Annotated in this window: 21 protein-coding genes; 2 read left to right on the top strand and 19 right to left on the bottom strand. The window is 70.7% G+C overall.

Going from position 1 to position 23,341, the window contains the following annotated elements; translation table 11 throughout:
* Window positions 1-33 precede the first annotated feature (33 nt).
* Window positions 34-966 (bottom strand): methionyl-tRNA formyltransferase, encoded by a 933-nt coding sequence (gene fmt / locus OG303_RS40630; RefSeq protein ID WP_405874906.1) that lies wholly within the window; start codon window positions 964-966, stop codon window positions 34-36.
* Between the two features lie 247 nt (window positions 967-1,213).
* On the opposite strand from fmt, the gene OG303_RS40625 reads away from it, so the two are divergent.
* The gene (locus OG303_RS40625; RefSeq protein ID WP_405874905.1) at window positions 1,214-1,756 is read left to right on the top strand and encodes a hypothetical protein; all 543 of its coding nucleotides are present in this window, start codon (window positions 1,214-1,216) and stop codon (window positions 1,754-1,756) included.
* 662 nt (window positions 1,757-2,418) lie between these two features.
* On the opposite strand, the gene OG303_RS40620 is transcribed toward OG303_RS40625, so the two are convergent.
* The 14 genes from OG303_RS40620 to pyrR form a co-directional block, all read right to left on the bottom strand.
* A complete protein-coding gene (locus OG303_RS40620; RefSeq protein WP_405874904.1) occupies window positions 2,419-4,572 on the bottom strand; it encodes a primosomal protein N' in 2,154 nt (717 codons plus the stop codon).
* Between the two features lie 139 nt (window positions 4,573-4,711).
* Window positions 4,712-5,920, bottom strand: coding sequence for a methionine adenosyltransferase (metK, locus tag OG303_RS40615; RefSeq protein WP_405874903.1), 1,209 nt, complete (start codon window positions 5,918-5,920; stop codon window positions 4,712-4,714).
* A gap of 240 nt (window positions 5,921-6,160) precedes the next feature.
* On the bottom strand, window positions 6,161-7,363 hold the full coding sequence (coaBC, locus tag OG303_RS40610) for a bifunctional phosphopantothenoylcysteine decarboxylase/phosphopantothenate--cysteine ligase CoaBC (RefSeq protein ID WP_405874902.1): 1,203 nt from the start codon (window positions 7,361-7,363) through the stop codon (window positions 6,161-6,163).
* 122 nt (window positions 7,364-7,485) lie between these two features.
* Entirely contained in the window at window positions 7,486-7,758 is a 273-nt protein-coding gene (gene rpoZ, locus OG303_RS40605; RefSeq protein ID WP_003977348.1) for a DNA-directed RNA polymerase subunit omega, read from the bottom strand.
* Window positions 7,759-7,830: 72 nt separating this feature from the next.
* Window positions 7,831-8,388: a guanylate kinase gene (gene gmk, locus OG303_RS40600; protein WP_405874901.1), complete on the bottom strand. Its 558-nt coding sequence runs from the start codon at window positions 8,386-8,388 to the stop codon at window positions 7,831-7,833.
* Window positions 8,389-8,446: 58 nt separating this feature from the next.
* Complete coding sequence (locus tag OG303_RS40595) at window positions 8,447-8,770, bottom strand: integration host factor (RefSeq protein ID WP_003977346.1); 324 nt, start codon at window positions 8,768-8,770, stop codon at window positions 8,447-8,449.
* 299 nt (window positions 8,771-9,069) lie between these two features.
* Window positions 9,070-9,912: an orotidine-5'-phosphate decarboxylase gene (gene pyrF, locus OG303_RS40590; protein WP_405877712.1), complete on the bottom strand. Its 843-nt coding sequence runs from the start codon at window positions 9,910-9,912 to the stop codon at window positions 9,070-9,072.
* Window positions 9,913-9,968: 56 nt separating this feature from the next.
* Window positions 9,969-11,075: a quinone-dependent dihydroorotate dehydrogenase gene (locus tag OG303_RS40585; protein WP_405874900.1), complete on the bottom strand. Its 1,107-nt coding sequence runs from the start codon at window positions 11,073-11,075 to the stop codon at window positions 9,969-9,971.
* A gap of 75 nt (window positions 11,076-11,150) precedes the next feature.
* On the bottom strand, window positions 11,151-14,459 hold the full coding sequence (carB, locus tag OG303_RS40580; protein ID WP_405874899.1) for a carbamoyl-phosphate synthase large subunit: 3,309 nt from the start codon (window positions 14,457-14,459) through the stop codon (window positions 11,151-11,153).
* Window positions 14,452-15,609 carry a glutamine-hydrolyzing carbamoyl-phosphate synthase small subunit gene (gene carA, locus OG303_RS40575; protein WP_405874898.1) on the bottom strand — a complete coding sequence of 386 codons (1,158 nt, stop codon included), beginning with the start codon at window positions 15,607-15,609 and terminating at the stop codon, window positions 14,452-14,454. Before carA ends, carB begins: the two co-directional genes overlap by 8 nt.
* The gene (locus OG303_RS40570) at window positions 15,606-16,166 is read right to left on the bottom strand and encodes a hypothetical protein (RefSeq protein ID WP_405874897.1); all 561 of its coding nucleotides are present in this window, start codon (window positions 16,164-16,166) and stop codon (window positions 15,606-15,608) included. The genes carA and OG303_RS40570 overlap by 4 nt, the downstream gene beginning before the upstream one ends.
* Window positions 16,163-17,449 (bottom strand): dihydroorotase, encoded by a 1,287-nt coding sequence (locus OG303_RS40565; RefSeq protein WP_405874896.1) that lies wholly within the window; start codon window positions 17,447-17,449, stop codon window positions 16,163-16,165. Before OG303_RS40565 ends, OG303_RS40570 begins: the two co-directional genes overlap by 4 nt.
* 5 nt (window positions 17,450-17,454) lie before the next feature.
* The gene (locus OG303_RS40560) at window positions 17,455-18,432 is read right to left on the bottom strand and encodes an aspartate carbamoyltransferase catalytic subunit (RefSeq protein WP_405874895.1); all 978 of its coding nucleotides are present in this window, start codon (window positions 18,430-18,432) and stop codon (window positions 17,455-17,457) included.
* 81 nt (window positions 18,433-18,513) lie between these two features.
* Window positions 18,514-19,104 carry a bifunctional pyr operon transcriptional regulator/uracil phosphoribosyltransferase PyrR gene (gene pyrR / locus OG303_RS40555; RefSeq protein WP_405874894.1) on the bottom strand — a complete coding sequence of 197 codons (591 nt, stop codon included), beginning with the start codon at window positions 19,102-19,104 and terminating at the stop codon, window positions 18,514-18,516.
* Window positions 19,105-19,357: 253 nt separating this feature from the next.
* Here pyrR and bldD point away from each other — a divergent pair, with 253 nt between their 5' ends.
* The gene (gene bldD / locus OG303_RS40550; RefSeq protein ID WP_030946861.1) at window positions 19,358-19,858 is read left to right on the top strand and encodes a transcriptional regulator BldD; all 501 of its coding nucleotides are present in this window, start codon (window positions 19,358-19,360) and stop codon (window positions 19,856-19,858) included.
* A gap of 176 nt (window positions 19,859-20,034) precedes the next feature.
* Here the strand turns inward: bldD and nusB are convergent, their stop codons facing one another.
* The 4 genes from nusB to OG303_RS40530 form a co-directional block, all read right to left on the bottom strand.
* Window positions 20,035-20,469 carry a transcription antitermination factor NusB gene (gene nusB, locus OG303_RS40545; RefSeq protein ID WP_405874893.1) on the bottom strand — a complete coding sequence of 145 codons (435 nt, stop codon included), beginning with the start codon at window positions 20,467-20,469 and terminating at the stop codon, window positions 20,035-20,037.
* Between the two features lie 2 nt (window positions 20,470-20,471).
* Window positions 20,472-21,038, bottom strand: coding sequence for an elongation factor P (gene efp, locus OG303_RS40540; RefSeq protein WP_020128856.1), 567 nt, complete (start codon window positions 21,036-21,038; stop codon window positions 20,472-20,474).
* 51 nt (window positions 21,039-21,089) lie between these two features.
* On the bottom strand, window positions 21,090-22,196 hold the full coding sequence (locus tag OG303_RS40535; RefSeq protein WP_405874892.1) for an aminopeptidase P family protein: 1,107 nt from the start codon (window positions 22,194-22,196) through the stop codon (window positions 21,090-21,092).
* 177 nt (window positions 22,197-22,373) lie between these two features.
* Entirely contained in the window at window positions 22,374-23,240 is an 867-nt protein-coding gene (locus OG303_RS40530; RefSeq protein WP_405874891.1) for a Pro-rich N-terminal domain-containing protein, read from the bottom strand.
* Window positions 23,241-23,341: the final 101 nt, after the last annotated feature.

Raw genomic sequence — 23,341 nt, 5'->3', positions numbered from 1 at the left:
ACGCACCAAGCCTACGTCCCACCCATCGCCCCACTACCCGCCGAGGGTCTCCTCGTCGGTGATCCGCACACCGCGCGCCCAGTCCGCCGCCCGCATCGGCTTCTTGCCCTGGGCCTGCACCCACAGCAGCTCGACGGCGTACGAACCGGTGCCGACGTGAACGCTGTTCTTGCCGACGGACAGCTGCGCGGGCGCGAGGTCGGTCCGGTCCGGGACGGGCGTGACGTGGATGAGCTTGAGCCGCTCGCCGCGGAAGGTGGTCCAGGCACCGGGCGCCGGTGTGCAGCCGCGCACCACCCGGTCGACCCGCAATGCCGGGGTGGCCCAGTCGACCTGGGCGTCCTCGACGGTGATCTTCGGTGCCGTGGTGATGCCCTCGGTCGGCTGCGGTACGGCCTTCAGCGTGCCGTCCTCGATGCCGTCCATCGTCGCGGCGAGCAGCCCGGCACCGGCGAACGCGAGCCGGGTCAGCAGGTCACCGCTGGTGTCGGTGTGCCGGATCTCCTCGGTGACGGTGCCGTAGACGGGCCCGGAGTCGAGCCCTTCCTCGATCAGGAAGGTCGCCGCTCCGGTGATCTCGTCCCCCGCCATGATGGAGTGCTGCACGGGCGCGGCACCGCGCCAGGCGGGCAGCAGAGAGAAGTGCAGGTTGACCCAGCCGTGGGCGGGGACGTCGAGGGCGACACGGGGCAGCAGGGCGCCGTAGGCCACGACTGGACAGCAGTCGGGGCCGATCTCCCGCAGCCGCTCGAGGAACTCCGGGTCCCTCGGCTTGAGCGGCTTCAGCACCTCGATCCCGGCCTCGGCCGCCCGCTGCGCCACGGGGGACGCGACCAGCCTGCGCCCCCGCCCGGCCGGCGCGTCGGGCCGCGTGACGACGGCGGCCACCTCGTGCCGCCCGGAGGCGATGAGAGCGTCCAGAGCGGGAACGGCGACCTCGGGGGTACCGGCGAAGACGAGCTTCATGGGTGGGCGGGGCCTCTCGGGCGGGATGGCAGCGGGCGACGCACAAGTCTATGACCACGTGGGAAAAGCCGCCGACGGCCCTGAATCCAAGGCGCACATCCAGCTCGCGGGGGCGTACGCATATGCCCCTACGCCCCCAGACCGTGACCCCCGAAGCAAAAACACGTTGGTCAAGAAAGAGTTGACCACAACGGGCCGCAATCGCGCGGCCCGGATCCTTTTCAACGCCGGTTCGAGAGGCTTGTTCATGGCCGACCACGCAACCCACGACGCCCAGGCTCGGGCCAGCCTGCACTTGCTGGTGCGGGACATCGAGCGGGTCCGCCGGCAGGTGGACGCACTGCGCACGCTCACCGCCCAGTTGGGCAACGTCTACCGCCCGCGCCGCTCCGGCCCCTCAACGGGCTTCGTCGTCTACGGACGCGCTCCCGCCCCGACGGTCCGTCTCGCGCAGGAGCTGCGGGACAGTGTCGAGACCCTGGTCACGGCCGCGGTCGATTTCGACCGCTCCCTCGGCTTCTCCTGGGACGCGGTGGGTTCCGCACTGGGGGTCACCAAGCAGGCGGTGCACCGCCGTTACGGCGCCCGCCGTGCCGCGACCCAGGCAGCCGCCGAGACCGAACGGACCGCCGAGTCGAGTTCGTCCCTGACGGTCAACGTGAACACCAGCCTCCCGACGGTGCCGACGGTCCCCGCCGCCCGCTCCATGCCGACCCAGCCGACGGCCGGCAGCCCCGCCCTCCGCGACGAGGTCAGGCCAACAGCTTTCCCCGGCCCTCGCAACGGCTGAGCCACCTTCCCCCCTGCCCTCCCGGAACGAACCGGGAGGGCAGACGCATGCCGTCGCACACCTGACCCGCCCACCCTCGACGCGACGCAGCGGACCGCACGTACGGTCCGGCGATCTCATTGGGCTGCCAGAGATCTGACCCACCGTCCGACGACCTCAACCGCTACGCGGCGACTGCCCACCACCGGGCCACCTCACCCGACACCCGGCAGCCGGCACCCTGACCCGACAGCAAGCAGCCTCACCGAACGGCCGACCGCCCCACCCAACACCCGGTTGCTCCCCAGCATCCGACCCGCCCCACCCGATGCACGACGGCCCGCCCCGAGGCCCAGCCGCGTCACCGACGCCCGACGGTCTCAACCGCCACTCGGCGGCTCCCCACCGTCCGGCCACCTCACCCGGCAGCCAGCAGCCAGCAGCCTCACCCAGCGGACGGCCACTCCACCCAACACCCGGTGGCTCCCCAGCATCCAGCCCACCCCACCCGATGCACGACGGCATACCCCCAGGCCCAGCCTCATCACCGACACCCGACGGCCTCAACCGCCACTCGGCGACTCTCCACCTTCCGGCCACCTCACCCGGCAGCCGACACCCGACACCCGACACCCGACACCCAGCAGCCAACGGCCGGCCACCCCACCCAACACCCGGGCACCTCACCCGATGTCAGGCGGATCAATCCGCACCCGAACCACTGTCTCCCCAGCCCCCCGCGCCATCCGCGCGGCCTGCGCGGCCTTCAGCGCAGACGCCAGCGCGGCTCCGCTCCCCGGGGGGACCCGGATGAGGGCCCGCTCCCAGTGCTCCCCGGCGGGCGGCGCGCCCACCCGCCGCGGGCGCCCCGCCGTCGTGACCGGCAGCGGCACGGGGCCCAGTACCTCGGCCTCCCGCGGCAGTTCGACCGTCCGCAGGAACTCGGCGACCGTCTCCCCCTCTGCCGACACCGCGGCCATCCGCGAGACCGGCGGAAAGCCGAGCTCGGCCCGCTCGGCGAGTTCCCGTACCGCATGGCCTACGGGATCCCACCGCACCAGCGCCTGCACGGGCCGTAGCGTCGGCTCGGCGACGACGACCACGGTGCCCCCGGCACCCTGCGGCCGAACGAGCGCGGCGGCCGCGATCCAGCGCCGCAGCGCGTCCTCACCTGCGCGCAGATCAGGTCGCCCGAGCATCGCCCAGCCGTCCAGCAGCAGAGCCGCCGCATACCCGCCCTCGGCGACGGGCTCGGCACCCGGGGTGCTCACGACCAGCGCGGGCGCGCCCGGCACGGTGTCGAGCACGTGCTCGCGCCCGGAGGTCCGCACCGGAACGGCGGGAAACGCCCGCCCCAGCTCCTCGGCCGTGCGCCGCGCCCCCACGACCTGCGCCCGCAACCGGAACCCACCGCACTCGGGACAGTGCCAGCCGGTCTCGTCCCGCCCGCACCATCCGCACCGCAGTGCGGCCCCCGCTTCCTGACCCTCCATCGGCCCGGAGCAGTGCCGACACCGCGCGGGCGCCCGGCAGTTGGCGCACGCCATCCGAGGGACGTATCCCCGCCGGGGCACCTGCACGAGCACCGGCCCGTGCCGCAACCCCTCCCTGACGGCCTGCCAGGCGAGGGTCGGCAACCGGGCGGCCCGGGCGGCCTCGTCCCGCGCGAGATCCCCGTCCCCGACGGTCCGTACGAGCGGCGCGGCCCCCCGCACCTGTTCGCGTACGGCGACCAGCGGTCGGGCCCAGCCGGTCTCGACGAGCTGCGCGGCCTCCACCGTGCAGCTCCAACTGCCCAGCAGGAACCCGCACTTGTCCAGGGCGGCCCGCAGCAGCAGCACTTCCCTGGCATGCGGCTGGGGCGCGTGCTGCTCGCTGTGGCTGTCGTCCCCGTCGTCCCAGATGGCGACCAGGCCGAGATCCTGAACCGGTGCGAACATCGCGGCCCGGGTCCCGATGACGGCCCGTACGGCTCCCCGCCGCACCGCGAGCCACTCCCGGTAGCGCTTCTCGGGCCCCGCGTCGGCGGTGAGCACGGCATGCCGCCCCTCCCCCAGCAACGCGGTCAGCGCGGCGTCGAGCCGCGCGACCGCCCGCCCGTCGGGCAGCACGACGAGCGCGCCGCGCCCGGACACCAGGGTCGCCGCCACGGCCCGCGCCAGCTCGTCGCTCCACTCGGGCCCGGGCAGCGCATTCCACACCGCACGTGGCGCACCCCCCGCCGCCAGCGACTCCACAAACGCGGCCCCCTGCTCGTACCGCCCCCAGGACCCGATCTCCGGCATCCCCGGCGGCGGCAGCGGCTCGGGCGAGGGCCGCTGCTCGGCCCGAGCACTGCGCGGCGGCACGGCGAGCTGGAGCACATCGGCGAGACTCCCCGCGTACCGATCGGCGACGGCCCGGGCCAGCCCCAGCAACTCCTCGCTCAGCACCCGCTCAGGCGAAACGACCTGGGCCAACGCGGCCAGCGGCCCGGAATAGTCGGACTCCGCGAGCCGCTCGACGAGGAACCCGTCGATCAGTCCCCCGCCCTCACGCCGCCCGTCCCGCACCCGATGCCGCCCGGCTCCGAACCGCACCCGCACCCGCACCCCGGGCTGCGCATCGGCATCCAGCTCCTCGGGCACGGCGTAGTCGAAGTACCGATCGAGATGCAGCACACCCTTGTCGACCAGCACCCGCGCGACAGGCAGCTCCTTGGCCAGCGAGGCCCCCCGCCACGTCCGCGGCTTGGCCCTGGGCACCTCGGCCTTGCGCACGCTCTCTCGAATCAGCGCAAGCTGCTCGGGCGGCGCCCCCTCGGCCCCACCGTCCACCGACCCGTTCTCGCTGCTCACGCTTGCATTCTTACCAAACGCCACTGACAACCGACCGCGCCCGGGAGCAGCCCGGTCGCGCATCACGAACGCCGAGGCCCGGCTCCCACCGGGAACCGGGCCTCGTGCAAAGCTGTTGAGCCAACCGTGGAACCGGGCCTTACAGACCCGCCGCCTTCCGCAGCGCGTCCACGCGGTCCGTCCTCTCCCAGGTGAACTCGGGGAGTTCGCGGCCGAAGTGGCCGTACGCCGCCGTCTGGGCGTAGATCGGGCGGAGCAGGTCGAGGTCGCGGATGATCGCGGCTGGGCGCAGGTCGAAGACCGCGTCGATGGCCTTCTCGATCTTCTCGGCGTCGATCTTGGCGGTACCGAAGGTCTCGACAAAGAGGCCGACCGGCTCGGCCTTGCCGATGGCGTACGCGACCTGGACCTCGCAGCGGGAGGCGAGGCCCGCGGCGACGACGTTCTTCGCGACCCAGCGCATGGCGTACGCGGCGGAGCGGTCGACCTTGGACGGGTCCTTGCCCGAGAAGGCGCCGCCGCCGTGGCGGGCCATGCCGCCGTACGTGTCGATGATGATCTTGCGGCCGGTGAGGCCGGCGTCGCCCATCGGGCCGCCGATCTCGAAGCGGCCGGTCGGGTTGACCAGGAGTCGGTAGTTCTCCGTGTCCAGCTTGATGCCGTCGTCCAGGAGTGCCTTCAGCTCCGCCTCGACGACGAACTCCCGGATGTCGGGCGCCAGCAGCGACTCCAGGTCGATGTCCGAGGCGTGCTGCGAGGAGACGACCACGGTGTCGAGACGGACGGCCTTGTCGCCGTCGTATTCGATGGTGACCTGCGTCTTGCCGTCAGGACGCAGGTAGGGGATGGTCCCGTTCTTGCGGACGTCGGACAGACGCTTCGACAGGCGGTGCGCCAGGAAGATCGGCAGCGGCATGAGCGTGGGCGTCTCGTCGGTCGCGTAGCCGAACATCAGGCCCTGGTCGCCGGCGCCCTGGCGGTCCAGCTCGTCCTCGTCGCCCTCGACCCGGTTCTCGTACGCCGTGTCGACACCCTGCGCGATGTCCGGGGACTGCGCGCCGATGGACACCGACACGCCACAGGAGGCGCCGTCGAAGCCCTTCTTCGAGGAGTCGTAGCCGATCTCGAGGATCTTGCTGCGGACGAGGGTCGCGATGTCCGCGTAGGTCTTGGTGGTGACCTCACCGGCGACGTGAACCAGGCCGGTCGTGATCAGAGTCTCGACGGCGACCCGGGAGGTCGGGTCCTCGCGCAGAAGCGCGTCGAGAATGGTGTCGCTGATCTGGTCAGCGATCTTGTCGGGGTGACCCTCGGTCACAGACTCCGAGGTGAACAGGCGACGGGACACAACGCTCCCTGGGGTTGCAGCGGCTGCTGGCTGATCATTGGCGGACGGGCCCGGGGGCTGCGCCCGGCATCGTCCGAGAACAGTTTATCGGTCGCACTCGGCCAACGGCCTCCCTGTCTCGACTCTCGGGAGTGCTGTGACCTGCGGCACGGGCATTCTGCACAATTCCGAGCGCCGTTGGCCAGGCTCGCCACACCCTCGTGGCAGAGGTTTGAGGGGACCGAGAAGTGACTGAAACATTCACCCGAGGCGTTCCGCCACCAGGTCCCAGACGGTTTCGGCCAGATGTTCCTTCGGACCGCGCGGCACGGGTGTCTCGGTGCCGTCGGCGCCCAGCACCAAGGCCTCGTTCTCCTCGGAGCCGAAGGTCTTGCGCTCCCCCACCTCGTTCACCACGAGGAGGTCGCAGCCCTTGCGCTCCAGCTTGGTGCGGCCGTTGGCCAGGACGTCGTCGGTCTCGGCGGCGAAGCCGACGATCACCTGCCCGGGGCGGGCGCGCTCCGCCGATATCTCCGCGAGGATGTCCGGATTCCGCACCAGCACGATGGGGTCCGGGTCGCGTCCGTCCTTCTTCTTGATCTTTCCGGCCGCGTACTCCGCCGGGCGGAAGTCCGCGACGGCGGCCGCCATCACGACGGCGTCGGCGTCCGGGGTGGCCTTCAGCACCGCCTCGCGCAGCTGGACGGCGGTGCCGATCCGGACGACGTCCACGCCCGCCGGGTCGGGCAGGCCGGTGTTCGCGGCGATGAGCGTGACGCGGGCGCCGCGCGCGGCGGCGGTGCGGGCGAGGGCGTAACCCTGCTTGCCGGAGGAGCGGTTGCCGAGGAAGCGCACCGGGTCGAGGGGCTCGCGGGTTCCACCGGCGCTCACGACGACGTGCCGGCCCTTGAGGTCCGGCTCGGTGACCCCGCGGGAGAGCACGCGGCGGCAGATGCCGTAGATCTCCGTCGGGTCGGGCAGTCGGCCCTTCCCGGTGTCGACGCCGGTGAGGCGGCCGACGGCCGGTTCGATGACGACGGCGCCGCGGCCGCGCAGCGTCGCCACGTTCTCCTGGGTGGCCGGGTGCTCCCACATCTCCGTGTGCATGGCGGGTGCGAAGACGACCGGGCAGCGGGCGGTGAGGAGCGTGTTGGTGAGCAGGTCGTCGGCCAGGCCGTGGGCGGCCTTCGCGAGGACGTCCGCGGTCGCCGGGGCGACGACGACCAGGTCCGCGTGCTGCCCGATGCGGACGTGCGGGACCTCGTGCACGTCGTCCCAGACTTCGGTGGAGACGGGGTGGCCGGAGAGGGCGGACCAGGTGGCGGCACCGACGAAGTGCAGCGCGGAGGCGGTGGGGACGACACGGACGTCGTGTCCCGACTCGGTCAGTCTGCGCAGCAGTTCACAGGCCTTGTACGCGGCGATGCCGCCGCTGACCCCCAGCACGACCTTCGGCTTGTCCACCGGGCCTCCCCGCACTCGATATCGCGTGCGCCGCGGCTCCCGACGCACGACTCCATCACACACCACAGGCCCGACAGTCGCGCTGCCGGGCCTGTGGAAAAGCCAACTGCAATCTGAAAGTACTACTGCGCGGGGCCCTCAATGGCCTCGGACGTCAGCAGACCGGCGTTGATCTCGCGCAGGGCGATGGAGAGCGGCTTCTCGTGGACGTGGGTGTCCACCAGCGGACCGACGTACTCGAGGAGGCCCTCGCCGAGCTGCGAGTAGTACGCGTTGATCTGGCGGGCACGCTTGGCCGCGTAGATCACGAGGCTGTACTTCGAGTCGGTGGCCTCGAGGAGCTCGTCGATCGGCGGGTTGATGATGCCCTCGGGCGCGGAGATGGAAGAGGACACGCTCTACCTTCCGATGGATGGGAAAGAATCGGGCGGTGTGATCACTCGGCGTATGAACTCACGCTGACACGATCACACAACGTCCATCAAGGCTAGCAGCTCGCGAGCCACGTCCTCGACGGAGGTGTTGACCAAGGTCACGTCGAACTCCGGCTCGGCCGCCAGCTCGATCTTCGCCGCCTCAAGGCGGCGCTCGATCACCTCGGGCGGTTCGGTGCCCCGCCCGGTGAGCCTGCGCACGAGCTCCTCCCAGGAGGGCGGAGCCAGGAACACCAGCCGGCCCTCCGGCATGGTCTCGCGGACCTGCCGGGCGCCCTGGAGGTCGATCTCCAGGAGGACCGGCACACCGGCCTCCAGGTGCTCCAGCACGGCCGCACGCGGCGTGCCGTAGCGGTTGCCGGCGAACTCGGCCCACTCCAGCAGCTCCCCGTTGGCGATCAGCTTGTCCATCTCCTCGTCGGTGACGAAGAAGTAGTGGACTCCGTGCTTCTCGCCGGGGCGGGGCTTGCGGGTCGTCGCCGACACCGAGAGCCAGACCTCGGGGTGTTCCTTGCGCATATGGGCGACGACCGTGCTCTTGCCGACCCCGGAGGGGCCGGAGAGCACGGTCAGCCGCGGACGTTCACTCATGCAGCGATTATTCCAGCAATCCCGGAGTGCCCGGGACTCCCGGTCCGGAGATCCGGACTCAGGAGCCGGTGCTGCCGAACTCACGCTCCAGGGAAGCGATCTGGTTGGAACCGAGGCCGCGTACGCGGCGGCTCTCGGAGATGCCGAGTCGCTCCATGATCTGCTTGGCGCGGACCTTGCCCACGCCGGGCAGCGACTCGAGCAGCGCGGAGACCTTCATCTTGCCGATGACGTCGTTCTCCTGGCCCTGCTTGATGACCTCGTGCAGGGAGGCGCCGGAGTGCTTGAGTCGATTCTTGACCTCGGCCCGCTCCCGGCGAGCCGCGGCGGCCTTTTCGAGCGCGGCTGCGCGCTGTTCAGGGGTAAGGGGCGGAAGAGCCACGCCTACGTCACCTCGGATGTCGAACTGTCGGATACGGACCGGTGAGGAACCTAGTCGCCCCACACCTGGGGAGCCACGAGCAACACGCTTGCCCGTTGACTCTCGTCGGAGACTAGCGGGCAAGTCCGCCGGAGTCAGCGAGAACAGCGGAAAAGTCCTGGTCAGCCTCCGTCAGGCCTGACATTTAGGACATAATGCCCCGGATTTGAGGATGTATTCAGCCTCAAGCGGAGCGCGGACCACTCATCGGAGGACTCGAGCGAGCTGCTCGAACGCCTGCGACGACCGTCGCGAAAGCCTCATACGGCCGCCACGGCGGTCCTGACCTCCTCCGCGAAGCGGTCCGCGGCCGCGCGCAGCGCCCCGGTGTCGGGACCGTGCCGCAGCACCCCCCGGCTGACGTTCGGCACGACGTTGCGCACCGCGGCCCCGAAGACGCCGGGAAGGTCGGCCGCGGTGGCGCCCTGGGCGCCGATGCCGGGCGCGAGGAGCGGCCCGTTGATGTCCAGGTCGTACGACGACAGGTCGCCCAGCGTGGCGCCTACGACAGCGCCGAAGGAACCGAGGGGCTCTTCCCCCTCGTTCTCGGCAGCGAGGTGCGCCAGCATCGTCGCTCCGACGTTCCGCCCGTCCGCACGCACCGCCTGCTGCACCTCACCGCCCTCGGGGTTGGAGGTCAGCGCGAGCACGAACAGGCCCGTGCCGCTCTCCCGGGCGAGCGCGACGGCCGGGGAGAGCGATCCGTAGCCGAGGTAGGGCGAGACGGTGAGCGCGTCCGAGAAGAGCGGGGAGTCCTTGCGCAGGAAGGTCTCGGCGTACGCGGCCATGGTCGAGCCGATGTCGCCGCGCTTGGCGTCCATCAGGACCAGCGCACCCGCCGCCCGAGCCTCTTCGACCGTCTTCTCCAGCACGGCGATGCCGCGGGACCCGAAGCGCTCGAAGAACGCGCTCTGCGGCTTCAGGACGGCGACCCGGTCGGCCATCGCCTCGACGACCGTGCGGCTGAACCGCTCCAGGCCGGCGACGTCGTCGTTCAGGCCCCACTCGGCGAGCAGGGACGCGTGCGGGTCGATGCCGACGCAGAGCGGCCCGCGCTCGTCCATGGCGCGGCGCAGGCGGGTGCCGAAGGGTTCTCCGGAAATTCGCTGCGGCCCGGAGGGCCCCGTTGAGGGGTGGTGGTCGGGCGACGGGAGGGCACTCATGCGGTCTTCCTTACGTCGGCGCCGACCGCGTCGGCGAGGGTGGCGTACGGGCTGGTGCCGAGACGGGCGGCCAGGCCCTTGTGGATGGCGCGGCCCCAGAGGGGACCCTCGTAGACGAAGGCGCTGTAGCCCTGGACCAGCGTGGCGCCCGCCAGGATGCGCTGCCAGGCGTCCTCGGCGTTCTCGATGCCGCCGACGCCCACGAGGGTGATGCGGTCGCCCACGCGCCCGTAGAGGCGGCGCAGCACCTCCAGGGAGCGGGCCTTCAGGGGTGCGCCGGACAGTCCGCCGGTCTCCTTCACGAGGGAGGGGTCGGACTTCAGGCCCAGTCCCTCGCGCGCGATGGTGGTGTTCGTGGCGATGATCCCGTCGAGGCCGAGTTCGACGGCCAGGTCGGCGACGGCGTCGACGTCCTCGTCGGCGAGGTCCGGCGCGATCTTCACGAGCAGCGGGACACGGCGGGAGGTCACCGTGCGGTCGGCGGCCTCGCGGACGGCGCTCAGCAGCGGGCGCAGCGCCTCGGTGGCCTGCAGGTTGCGCAGGCCCGGCGTGTTCGGCGAGGAGACGTTCACAACCAGGTAGTCGGCGTACGGCGCCAGCCGCTCGGTCGACTTCACGTAGTCCGCGGCGGCCTCGTCCTCGGGCACGACCTTGGTCTTGCCGATGTTCACGCCCACGACGGTCCTGAAGACCGGCTCACGGGACGCGAGACGGGCCGCCACGGCCAGCGAGCCCTCGTTGTTGAAGCCCATGCGGTTGATCAGCGCCCGGTCCTTCACGAGCCGGAACAGCCGCTTCTTGGGGTTGCCCGGCTGCGCCTCCCCGGTGACCGTGCCGATCTCGACATGGTCGAAGCCCAGCATCGACATCCCGTCGATGGCGACCGCGTTCTTGTCGAAGCCGGCGGCGAGCCCGAACGGTCCGTGCATGCGCAGCCCGAAGGCCTCCGTGCGCAGCTCCTTGTAGCGGGGCGCCAGGGCCGCGGCGACGAAGGTGCGCAGCACCGGGATGCGGACGGCAAGGCGGATCCAGCGGAAGGCCAGGTAGTGGGCCTGCTCGGGGTCCATCCGTTGGAAAACCAGACGGAAGAAAAGCTTGTACATCTCAGTGTCCTCTTGAAGTCGCAGGTGACCTCATGAAGAGGGGGACACCGTTTCCGGTGTCCCCCTCAAGGGCTGCTAGTCGCGGGCCGCGGTCAGGTGTTCCGCGTGTTCCTGGAGCGAACGGACGCCCACGTCACCGTGGTTGAGGGCGTCGATGCCCTGGACGGCGGCGGCGAGCGCCTGCACCGTCGTCAGGCAGGGCACGGACCGCGCCACGGCCGCCGTTCGGATCTCGTAGCCGTCGAGGCGGCCACCGGTGCCGTAGGGGGTGTTGACGATGAGGTCGACCTCGCCGTCGTGGATGTGCTGGACGATGGTCTTCTCGCCGTTCGGGCCGGTGCCCTCGGACTGCTTGCGCACGACGGTGGCGTTGATGCCGTTGCGCTTGAGGACCTCGGCGGTGCCGGAGGTGGCGAGCAGCTCGAAGCCGTGGGCGACCAGCTCGCGCGCCGGGAAGATCATCGAGCGCTTGTCGCGGTTGGCGACCGAGATGAACGCTCGGCCCTTGGTCGGCAGCGGACCGTAGGCGCCCGCCTGCGACTTGGCGTAGGCAGTGCCGAAGACGGAGTCGATGCCCATGACCTCGCCGGTGGAGCGCATCTCCGGGCCGAGGACCGTGTCGACGCCACGCCCCTGGATGTCACGGAAGCGCGACCACGGCATGACGGCCTCCTTGACGGAGATCGGCGCGTCGAGCGGGAGTTCACCGCCGTCGCCGTTCGCCGGAAGGAGCCCCTCCGCGCGCAGTTCGGCGACGGTCGCGCCCAGCGAGATCCGGGCGGCGGCCTTCGCCAGCGGCACCGCGGTCGCCTTCGAGGTGAAGGGGACGGTGCGGGACGCGCGCGGGTTGGCTTCGAGGACGTAGAGGATGTCGCCCGCCATCGCGAACTGGATGTTGATCAGGCCGCGGACGCCGACACCCTTCGCGATGGCCTCGGTCGAGGCCCGCAGGCGCTTGATGTCGAAGCCGCCCAGGGTGATCGGGGGCAGCGCGCACGCCGAGTCGCCGGAGTGGATGCCGGCCTCCTCGATGTGCTCCATGACGCCGCCGAGGTAGAGCTCGGTGCCGTCGTAGAGCGCGTCGACGTCGATCTCGATGGCGTCGTCGAGGAAGCGGTCGACGAGGACCGGCCGCGACGGGCTGATCTCGGTCGACTCGGCGATGTAGGACGACAGCCGGGTCTCGTCGTAGACGATCTCCATGCCGCGCCCGCCGAGGACGTACGACGGCCGGACGAGGACCGGGTAGCCGATCTCGTCGGCGATGGCCTTGGCCTCGGCGAAAGTGGTGGCGGTGCCGTGCTTGGGGGCCGGGAGCCCGGCCTCCGCGAGGACCCGCCCGAAGGCGCCGCGGTCCTCGGCCGCGTGGATGGCCTCCGGCGAGGTGCCCACGATCGGCACGCCGTTGTCCTTCAGCGCCTGCGCGAGGCCCAGCGGGGTCTGGCCGCCGAGCTGCACGATCACACCCGCGACCGGGCCGGCCTGCTGCTCCGCGTGGACGATCTCCAGCACGTCTTCCAGCGTCAGCGGCTCGAAGTACAGGCGGTCGGAGGTGTCGTAGTCCGTGGAGACGGTCTCCGGGTTGCAGTTGACCATCACGGTCTCGTACCCGGCGTCGCTCAGCGCGAAGGACGCGTGCACGCACGAGTAGTCGAACTCGATGCCCTGGCCGATGCGGTTGGGGCCGGAGCCCAGGATGATGACCGCGGGCTTCTCGCGGGGGGCGACCTCGGTCTCCTCGTCGTAGGACGAGTAGAAGTACGGCGTGCTGGCCGCGAACTCGGCGGCGCAGGTGTCGACCGTCTTGTAGATCGGGCGGATGCCCAGGGCGTGCCGCACCTCGCGCACGACGTCCTCGCGCAGGCCGCGGATCTCGCCGATCTGCTGGTCGGAGAAGCCGTGCCGCTTGGCCTCGGCCAGCAGGTCGGGGTTGAGCTTCGGCGCCTCGGCGAGCTCGTCCGCGATCTCCTTGATCAGGAAGAGCTGGTCGACGAACCAGGGGTCGATCTTCGTGAACTCGAAGATCTCCTCCTGCGTGGCGCCCGCGCGGATGGCCTGCATGACGGTGTTGATCCGGCCGTCGGTGGGACGGACGGACTCCTCCAGGAGAGCGGCCTTGTCGCCGGGCTCGCCCACGAACGTGAACTGGCTGCCCTTCTTCTCCAGGGAGCGCAGCGCCTTCTGGAAGGCCTCGGTGAAGTTGCGGCCGATCGCCATGGCCTCGCCGACCGACTTCATGGTCGTCGTCAGCGTGGAGTCGGCCTGCGGGAACTTCTCGAAGGCGAAGCGCGGGGCCTTCACCACCACGTAGTCGAGCGTCGGCTCGAAGGAGGCCGGGGTCTCCCGCGTGATGTCGTTCGGGATCTCGTCCAGCGTGTAGCCGACGGCGAGCTTGGCCGCGATCTTGGCGATCGGGAAGCCGGTCGCCTTGGACGCGAGGGCCGAGGAGCGCGACACGCGCGGGTTCATCTCGATGACGATCACACGACCGTCCTCGGGGTTCACCGCGAACTGGATGTTGCAGCCACCGGTGTCGACGCCGACCTCGCGGATGACGGCGATGCCGATGTCGCGCAGGATCTGGTACTCGCGGTCGGTCAGCGTCATCGCGGGGGCGACGGTGATCGAGTCGCCGGTGTGCACGCCCATGGGGTCGAAGTTCTCGATGGAGCAGACGACCACGACGTTGTCGTGCTTGTCGCGCATCAGCTCCAGCTCGTACTCCTTCCAGCCGAGGATGGACTCCTCCAGGAGCACCTCGGTGGTCGGGGAGAGCGTGAGGCCCTGGCCGGCGATGCGGCGCAGCTCCTCCTCGTCGTGCGCGAAGCCGGAGCCGGCGCCGCCCATGGTGAAGGACGGGCGGACGACGACCGGGTAGCCGCCGAGCGTCTCGACGCCGCCCAGGACGTCATCCATGGAGTGGCAGATGACCGAGCGGGCGGACTCGCCGTGCCCGATCTTCTGGCGGACGGCCTCGACGACGTCCTTGAAGAGGTCGCGGTCCTCGCCCTTGTTGATGGCCTCGACGTTGGCGCCGATCAGCTCGACGCCGTACTTGTCGAGGGTGCCCGCCTCGTGCAGCGAGATCGCCGTGTTGAGGGCCGTCTGACCGCCCAGGGTGGGCAGCAGGGTGTCCGGGCGCTCCTTGGCGATGATCTTCTCGACGAACTCCGGGGTGATCGGCTCGACGTACGTGGCGTCGGCGATCTCCGGGTCGGTCATGATCGTCGCCGGGTTGGAGTTGACCAGGATGACGCGCAGCCCCTCGGCGCGCAGGATGCGGCACGCCTGGGTGCCGGAGTAGTCGAACTCGGCGGCCTGGCCGATGACGATCGGGCCGGAGCCGATGACCAGGACGGACTGGATATCGGTGCGCTTAGGCACGCTGGCCCTCCATCAGGGATACGAAGCGGTCGAACAGGTAGGCGGCGTCGTGCGGGCCTGCTGCCGCTTCGGGGTGGTACTGGACGCTGAAGGCCGGGCGGTCGAGGAGCTGCAGGCCCTCGACGACCTGGTCGTTCAGGCAGACGTGGGAGACCTCGGCACGGCCGAAGGGGGTCTCGGAGACCTTGTCGAGCGGGGCGTCGACGGCGAAGCCGTGGTTGTGCGCGGTGACCTCGACCTTGCCGGTCGTACGGTCCTGCACCGGCTGGTTGATGCCTCGGTGGCCGTACTTCAGCTTGTAGGTGCCGAAGCCGAGGGCGCGGCCCAGGATCTGGTTGCCGAAGCAGATGCCGAAGAGCGGGGTGCCACGCTCAAGGACCGCCTGCATGACGGAGACCGGGTGGTCGGCGGTGGCCGGGTCGCCCGGGCCGTTGGAGAAGAACACGCCGTCGGGCTGCACGGCGTACACGTCCTCGGCGGTGGCCGTGGCGGGCAGCACGTGCACCTCGATGCCGCGCTCGGCCATGCGGTGCGGGGTCATGCCCTTGATGCCGAGGTCGACGGCGGCCACGGTGAACTTCTTCTCACCGACCGCGGGGACGACGTACGCCTCCTTGGTGGCGACCTCGGCGGAGAGGTCGGCGCCCTTCATCTCGGGCGCCTGGCGCACCTCGGCGAGCATGGTGCCGTCGTCGGGCAGCGCGTTGCCGGAGAAGATGCCGACGCGCATGGCGCCGCGCTCGCGCAGATGGCGCGTCAACGCGCGCGTGTCGATGCCGGAGATGCCGACGACACCCTGGTTGCGCAGCTCCTCGTCGAGGGAGCGGCGCGAGCGCCAGTTGGACGGCACGCGCGCGGGGTCGCGCACGACGTAACCGGCCACCCAGATCTGCTTCGACTCGGGGTCTTCGTCGTTGACGCCGGTGTTGCCGACGTGCGGGGCGGTCATCACGACGACCTGGCGGTGGTACGACGGGTCGGTGAGGGTCTCCTGGTAACCCGTCATCCCGGTGGAGAACACGGCCTCGCCGAAGGTCACCCCCACGGCCCCGTAGGCACGGCCGCGGAACATCCGGCCGTCCTCCAGGACGAGTACGGCGGGAACTGCCTTGTACCTCTGCGAGGTAGCTCCCTGGATGGAGGTTGTCATCGTGCGCCTTCCGTCTTGTTGATCATGTGGTTCAGGGCGTCGACCCACTCCGTGTGCTCGGCCGCGTGGTCGGAGCGGAAGCCCGAGTCGATCAGCCGCTCCCCGTGCGCCCAGGTCACCACGAGCAGGCCTCCCTCGGTCAGGACCTTGCCGGCGATGCCCTTGTCGAGCCGGGCCTCACGCAGTTGCGCGGCCGGGACGAAGAAGTCGGCCGCACCGGGGCGTACGACGTCCAGTCCCGCCTCCGACAGCGTGAGCTCGACCCGGCTGCGGGTGCCGAGGCCGTGCGCCACGATGCGGTCCAGCCACTGACCTGCGGTGGTGGAGCCGTGGTAGCGGCCGCTCATGCTCAGTTTCACCGGACCGGGGTCGTCCGGCGCGCCGGGCAGCTCGGGCAGGTCGCCCTGGAGCGTGCCGCGCCACTTCCAGCCCTCGCGCATCAGCCAGTAGACGAGCGCGATGAAGAGGCCGAGTCCGACGAGCCAGCCGACGCGGGCGGCCCAGTCGGTGACCTCGGCCGATTTCTTCTCGGCCGCCAGCAGGATTACAGGTGTCACGTGAGCTTCCCGTCGACGAGCGTGGCCTTGCCCCGGAGCCACGTGTGCGTGACACGGCCCGGCAGCTCACGCCCCTCGTACGGAGTGTTGCGGCTGCGCGAGGCGAAGCCCGCGGGGTCCACGGACCCACGGTATTCCGTGTCGACGAGCGTGAGGTTGGCGGGCTCACCAGCCGAGACGGGACGCCCGTGCCCCTGCGCCTGCCCGATCTCGGCGGGCTTGGCGGACATGCGCTCGGCGACCCCGGTCCAGGTGAGGAGCCCGGTGTCCACCATGGTCTCCTGCACCACTGACAACGCGGTCTCCAGGCCCACCATCCCCATGGCGGCCGCGGCCCACTCGCAGTCCTTGTCCTCGTGCGGGTGCGGGGCGTGGTCGGTGGCGACGATGTCGATCGTGCCGTCCGCCAGGGCCTCGCGCAGGGCGAACACATCCCGCTCGGTGCGCAGCGGCGGGTTGACCTTGTAGACCGGGTTGTAGGTGCGCACCAGCTCGTCGGTGAGCAGGAGGTGGTGCGGGGTGACCTCAGCGGTGACGTCGATGCCGCGGGACTTGGCCCAGCGGACGATCTCGACGGACCCGGCGGTCGACAGGTGGCAGATGTGCACCCGGGAACCCACGTGCTCGGCGAGCAGGACATCCCGGGCGATGATCGATTCTTCGGCCACCGCCGGCCAGCCCCCGAGCCCCAGCTCGGAGGAGACGATGCCCTCGTTCATCTGGGCGCCCTCGGTCAGCCGCGGCTCCTGCGCGTGCTGGGCGACGACACCGCCGAAGGCCTTCACGTACTCCAGCGCCCGCCGCATGATCACCGCGTCGTCGACGCACTTGCCGTCGTCGGAGAAGACGGTGACGCCCGCCGCCGACTCGTGCATCGCGCCCAGCTCGGCGAGCTTCCTGCCCTCCAGGCCGACGGTGACGGCTCCGATGGGCTGTACGTCGCAGTAGCCGTGCTCCCGGCCCAGTCGCCAGACCTGCTCGACGACGCCGGCGGTGTCGGCGACCGGGAAGGTGTTGGCCATGGCGAACACGGCGGTGTAGCCGCCGGAGGCCGCCGCGCGCGTGCCGGTCAGGACGGTCTCGGAGTCCTCGCGGCCCGGCTCCCGCAGGTGGGTGTGCAGGTCCACGAGCCCCGGCAGCAGCACCTTGCCACCGGCCTCGACGACCTCCGCGCCCTCCGCCGGAAGCCCCGTACCGACCGCCTCGATGACCGAGCCGTCGATCAGCACGTCCTGCGGCTCGCCGCCGAGCACCTTCGCACCACGGATCAGGATCTTGCTCATGGGTCTTACTTCTCCTCGGTACGGGTGTGGGTGACGGCGGGCTCGTTTCCGCCCAGCAGCAGGTACAGAACGGCCATCCGGATGGAGACTCCGTTTGCGACCTGCTCGACGACGGTGCAGCGCTCCGAGTCGGCGACCTCGGCGGTGATCTCCATGCCGCGGACCATCGGGCCGGGGTGCATCACGATGGCGTGCTCGGGCATCCGCGCCATGCGGTCGCCGTCGAGGCCGTAGCGCCGCGAGTACTCGCGCTCGGTCGGGAAGAACGCGGCGTTCATGCGCTCGCGCTGGACGCGGAGCATCATCACCGCGTCGGACTTGGGAAGGGTGCTGTCGAGGTCGTACGAGACCTCGCAGGGCCAGGTTTCGACGCCGACCGGCACCAGGGTGGGCGGCGCGACGAGGGTGACCTCGGCGCCGAGCGTGTGCAGCAGGTCGACGTTGGAGCGGGCGACCCGGCTGTGCAGGACGTCCCCGACGAGCGTGATCCGCTTGCCCGCCAGGTCCTGTCCGATCCCGGCGTCCCGGCCGACCAGGCGGCGCCGCATGGTGAAGGCGTCGAGCAGGGCCTGCGTGGGGTGCTGGTGGGTGCCGTCGCCGGCGTTGATGACGTGGGCGTCGATCCAGCCCGAGGTGGCGAGCCGGTACGGCGCTCCGGAGGCGCCGTGCCGGATGACGACGGCGTCGACACCCATGGCCTCGAGGGTCTGGGCGGTGTCCTTCAGGGACTCGCCCTTGGAGACGCTCGACCCCTTGGCGGTGAAGTTGATGACGTCCGCGGAGAGGCGCTTCTCGGCGGCTTCGAAGGAGATACGCGTGCGCGTGGAGTCCTCGAAGAAGAGGTTGACGACGGTGCGGCCTCGCAGGGTCGGCAGTTTCTTGATCGGCCGGTCGGCGACCCGAGCCATCTCCTCGGCGGTGTCGAGGATCAGGACGGCGTCGTCGCGGGTGAGGTCGGCGGCCGAGATGAGATGACGCTGCATCTGTCAGGCTCCGTAAGGCAGTTCAGGAGAATTCGGGCATACGTGCGCGCGTGAGCGCACTCAGGGGCGTACGGCTGAGTGCTACTGCTGCGCGCCCGGAGCGGCCGGCTTGGCACCGAGCAGCACGGTGTCGCGACCGTCCTCCTCGGCGAGCTGGACCTTGACCGTCTCCCGCAGCGACGTGGGGAGGTTCTTGCCGACGTAGTCGGCGCGGATGGGCAGTTCGCGGTGGCCGCGGTCGACGAGGACCGCGAGCTGCACCGCGCGCGGACGCCCGATGTCGTTCAGGGCGTCGAGGGCGGCGCGGATGGTGCGGCCGGAGAAGAGCACGTCGTCGACGAGGACGACCAGGCGGCCGTCGATGCCGTCACCGGGGATCTCGGTGCGGGCCAGCGCACGCGGCGGATGCATGCGCAGGTCGTCGCGGTACATGGTGATGTCGAGCGAACCGACCGGGATCTTCCGGTCGGTGATCTCCTCGAGCTTGGCGGCGAGCCGCTGGGCGAGGAAGACCCCTCGGGTCGGAATGCCGAGGAGCACCACGTCGTCGGCGCCCTTGGCGCGCTCGACGATCTCGTGGGCGATGCGGGTCAACACCCGCGCGATGTCGGGGCCTTCGAGAACGGGCCGGGCATCGGACGCCTGCGTGTCCTGCTTGTCTTGCTTGTCCATACGAAACGGACCCCCTTCTCCGCCTCACGGGACGGACCTTAAAGGACGTCGGATTTGCGCCATCCACGGTAGCAGGCCCGGACGACACCCCTGATCACCCCCTTGGCGTAATCGGCCACCGCGGCCACGGAAGCGTCGGTGTGGACCATTCGGCTTGACGCACAAGAGTCACGCTGCGTAACCTCACAGTGAGTTACCAGACGCGCGGCTCGGAAACGCTGCGGCCGCGTCGACACAGTGTCCGGGGAGCTATATGTCCAGCGAATACGCCAAACAGCTCGGGGCCAAGCTCCGGGCCATCCGCACCCAGCAGGGCCTTTCCCTCCACGGTGTCGAGGAGAAGAGCCAGGGACGCTGGAAGGCGGTCGTGGTCGGTTCGTACGAGCGCGGCGACCGTGCCGTGACCGTACAGCGCCTCGCCGAACTGGCGGATTTCTATGGGGTCCCGGTGCAGGAGCTGCTGCCCGGCACCACCCCGGGCGGTGCCGCCGAGCCGCCGCCGAAGCTGGTCCTGGACCTGGAGCGGCTGGCGACCGTGCCGGCCGAGAAGGCAGGCCCCCTGCAGCGGTACGCGGCCACGATCCAGTCGCAGCGCGGTGACTACAACGGCAAGGTGCTGTCGATCCGCCAGGACGACCTGCGCACACTCGCCGTCATTTACGACCAGTCCCCCTCGGTTCTCACCGAGCAGCTGATCAGCTGGGGCGTGCTGGACGCGGACGCGCGCCGCGCGGTCGCCCATGAAGAGGTCTGACACGGCCTGACAGTCTTCAGCAGAAACGTGCCGCCGGGGTGGCCGGAACTTCACGGTTCCGGCCACCCCGGCGGCTTTCTGCGGCCTTCGGGGGCCTCGGAGGTACGGGAACGCCAGGGGGCCCGCAGCAGTCACGCTGCGGGCCCCCTGGCAGTGTCTGCCTCCTACGCCTCGGCTTACGCCTCGTCCCGGCGCAGCGAGGGCTTCAGCTCCTTGAATCGGCCCAGCAGGCCGTTGACGAACGCGGGCGACTCGTCCGTGGAGAACTCCTTCGCCAGCTGCACCATCTCGTCCAGCACGACGGCGTCCGGGGTCTCGTCGGCCCAGATCAGCTCGTAGGCGCCGAGGCGCAGGATGTTGCGGTCCACGACCGGCATCCGGTCGAGCGTCCAGCCGACCGAGTACTGCGCGATCAGCTCGTCGATGCGCTTCGCATGCTTCGCGTAGCCCTCGACCAGCTGCATCGTGTACTCGCTCACCGGCGGCTGCCGGGTGTCGCCCCGGGAGAGCCGGATCCAGTCCGCGAGGACGGTCAGGACATCGGCGCCGCGCTGATCGCCCTCGAAGAGGATCTGGAAGGCTCGCTTGCGGGCCGTGTTGCGGGCAGCCACGGTTAGCTGTTCACCCGGCCGAGGTAGTCGCTCGTACGGGTGTCGACCTTGATCTTCTCACCGGTGGTGATGAAGAGCGGGACGTTGATCTGGTGGCCGGTCTCCAGGGTGGCGGGCTTGGTGCCGCCGGTGGAGCGGTCACCCTGCAGGCCCGGCTCGGTCTCCTGGACGACGAGCTCGACGGCGGCCGGCAGCTCGACGAAGAGCACCTCGCCCTCGTGCTGCGCCACGGTGGCCGTGAAGCCCTCGATGAGGAAGTTGGCGGCGTCGCCGACGGCCTTGCGGTCGACCATGAGCTGGTCGTAGGTCTCCATGTCCATGAAGACGAAGTACTCGCCGTCCATGTACGAGAACTGCATGTCGCGCTTGTCGACAGTGGCCGTCTCGACCTTGACGCCGGCGTTGAACGTCTTGTCGACGACCTTGCCGGAGAGCACGTTCTTCAGCTTGGTGCGCACGAAGGCCGGGCCCTTGCCGGGCTTGACGTGCTGGAACTCGACGACGGACCAGAGCTGGCCGCCTTCGAGCTTGAGCACCAGGCCGTTCTTGAGGTCGTTCGTGGAAGCCACGGTTGCGGAATCTCCTGGACTGACGTGGACGACCCCGGCGCACGCACCTGCCTAGAGTGCGAGCAGCTCCTTGGTCGTGATGGTGAGTAGCTCGGGTCCGCCGTCCGCCTCGGGGCGGACGACGAGCGTGTCATCGATCCGGACGCCGCCCCGGCCCGGGAGGTGGACCCCCGGTTCGACGGTGACCGGCACGCAAGCGTCCAGTTTACCCATGGCCGCAGGGGCCAACTGCGGCTCCTCGTCGATTTCGAGCCCCACACCGTGCCCCGTCAGTGCCGGGAGCCCCTCCGCGTACCCCGCGGAGTCCAGTACCTGACGTGCCGCGCGGTCCACATCGCGGCAGGCCGCGCCGGGCACCAGCGACTCCCGTCCGGCGCGCTGGGCGGCGAAAACGAGGTCGTAGAGGTCGATCTGCCAGTCCGCGGGAGACGTGCCGATGACGAAGGTGCGGCCGATCTCGCAGCGGTAGCCGCGGTAAGCGGCGCCCAGGCAGACGGAGAGGAAGTCGCCCTCCTCCACACGGCGGTCGGTGGGCCGGTGGCCTCGCCTTCCGGCGTTGGGGCCGGTGGCGACGGAGGTCGGGAACGCGGGGCCGTCGGCGCCGTGGTCGACGAGGCGCCGCTCCAGCTCGAGGGCCAGGTGCCGTTCGGTGCGGCCGACGAGGATGGACTCCAGGAGTTCACCGAGGGCCTGGTCGGCGATCTCGGCGCCGATGCGCAGGCAGGAGATCTCCTCCTCGTCCTTGACGACCCTGAGCTGCTCGACGGCTCCGCCGGTGTCCGCGATGCGGATCCGGGGCGCGACGGAGCGGATCGCCCGGTGCCGGGCCACGGTGAGGTGGTGTTCCTCCACGGCGAGGGATTCGGCGCCCTGGCTCACGGCGAGGCCGGCCGCGGCGACGGCCGGGTCGCCTTCGCTGCCGGGGAGGGTCTGCACGCGCAGTGCCTCGTCCGGGCGGCCCTCGGTCGGGGGGTCGTCGGGCGGACCGGCGCGCAACATCAGGTCCTCGGCCCTGCCCAGGAGCAGGACAGCGCCGTGCGGGGCGGCTCCCGCCAGGTAGCGGACGTTGGCGGGGCGGGAGATCAGGGCGGCTTGGCTGCCGCCGGCATTGCAGCATGCCCTCAGCCGAGCTCGGCGGGTCGCGTACACCTCTGACATGAGATGAGCGTAGGAGGCTTGGGCGATTTGTGCCGGTTCTGGTGCCGATCGGGGGACGGGGGTGCCCCTAGATGTCGTGCGCCGGGTGCCGGTCGGTGGGGTCTTGTCGCGCCCGCGCGCCGGAGCCGCACATCGCCACGGCCCCGCGCCGCTTCAGTGCGGGTCAGTCCCCTGCGTTCACCACTGAGGCGGGCTCGCTATCGACCGTGCCAGTACGTCGTCCAGGACCCTCGCCGTCTGCGGTACGTCCAGCTGGGAGTTGTCGATGATCGGGAGGCCCGAGCCGTACCAGCCCGCCATGCGGCCGTGGATGCGGGCCACCTCCTCGTCGGTGAGGCGGCGGTTTCCTGAGCGTTCCGCGTTGCGTTCCAGGACGATCTCCAGGCCGGGGAGGAGGACGACCGGGAGAAGGCCGGGGCCCACGTGGCGCTTCCAGCCGCCGAGGCCGACGACCGGGCGGTCGGGGAAGACGGCGTCGTCGAGGATGCAGGAGATGCCGTTGGCCAGGAAGTTGCGCGCGGCGAAGCCGCAGGTGCGACGGGCCAGGCGGTACTGCGCCTCCGAGTTGTCGTTCCACCCCGACTGCGGGTCGGCGAAGCCCGAGCGGACCCATTCGCGTACGTCGTCGAGGCTGATGTGGGCGGTGGGGACCCGGCGGTGGCCCGCCCAGTACTTGGCGACGCTCGTCTTGCCGGCGCCCGCGGGGCCGATGAGCAGCACCGCGAGGGTCGTGCTCGTCGGGTCGGGCGCTGTCGTGGCCGGCGGTGCGCTGGGCATGGCGACGGGGCCGCCGGGCGGCAGCGGGACGTGGCCGGTGGTGTCCGGTGCCGGCGGGGGCGGAGTGTGCTGCGGTGCGGGCGGCCCCGGTGTCGAGGGCACTTGGGGGTAGCCCGGCGCCGGGGGTGGCGGGGGCGCGGGTGCCGAGCCCTGGGGCGGGCCCGCCTGATGCGGGCCCGGGTGGTGCGCGGCCGGCGACCAGCCGGCGGCCGGTCCGTGCCCCGGCTCGTGGGGCGGCGGCAGCGGAGAACCCACTGCGTGCTGCATCCGGTGCCACTCCGTCTCGTACAGGCAATTGGCGCTGGCAGCGGGGTGCGAATCCCGCTCGCTACCGAACGGTACCTTCCCCGGCCGCCGTTTGGTGAACG

This window comes from Streptomyces sp. NBC_00005, from assembly GCF_045160215.1.
Classification (GTDB): Bacteria; Actinomycetota; Actinomycetes; order Streptomycetales; family Streptomycetaceae; genus Streptomyces.
Note: the sequence above shows the minus strand (reverse complement) of the source record. Positions and strands in the feature narration are given on the sequence as shown.

Coding starts and splice junctions, on each gene's coding strand:
- OG303_RS40535 (WP_405874892.1), bottom strand. CDS start 22,196: ATGTCAGAGGTGTACGCGACCCGCCGAGCTCGGCTGAGGGCATGCTGC.
- OG303_RS40530 (WP_405874891.1), bottom strand. CDS start 23,240: ATGCAGCACGCAGTGGGTTCTCCGCTGCCGCCGCCCCACGAGCCGGGG.
- pyrR (WP_405874894.1), bottom strand. CDS start 19,104: ATGGACAAGCAAGACAAGCAGGACACGCAGGCGTCCGATGCCCGGCCC.
- carA (WP_405874898.1), bottom strand. CDS start 15,609: ATGACAACCTCCATCCAGGGAGCTACCTCGCAGAGGTACAAGGCAGTT.
- gmk (WP_405874901.1), bottom strand. CDS start 8,388: ATGAGTGAACGTCCGCGGCTGACCGTGCTCTCCGGCCCCTCCGGGGTC.
- OG303_RS40565 (WP_405874896.1), bottom strand. CDS start 17,449: ATGAGCAAGATCCTGATCCGTGGTGCGAAGGTGCTCGGCGGCGAGCCG.
- OG303_RS40625 (WP_405874905.1), top strand. CDS start 1,214: ATGGCCGACCACGCAACCCACGACGCCCAGGCTCGGGCCAGCCTGCAC.
- OG303_RS40560 (WP_405874895.1), bottom strand. CDS start 18,432: ATGCAGCGTCATCTCATCTCGGCCGCCGACCTCACCCGCGACGACGCC.
- fmt (WP_405874906.1), bottom strand. CDS start 966: ATGAAGCTCGTCTTCGCCGGTACCCCCGAGGTCGCCGTTCCCGCTCTG.
- bldD (WP_030946861.1), top strand. CDS start 19,358: ATGTCCAGCGAATACGCCAAACAGCTCGGGGCCAAGCTCCGGGCCATC.
- OG303_RS40585 (WP_405874900.1), bottom strand. CDS start 11,075: ATGTACAAGCTTTTCTTCCGTCTGGTTTTCCAACGGATGGACCCCGAG.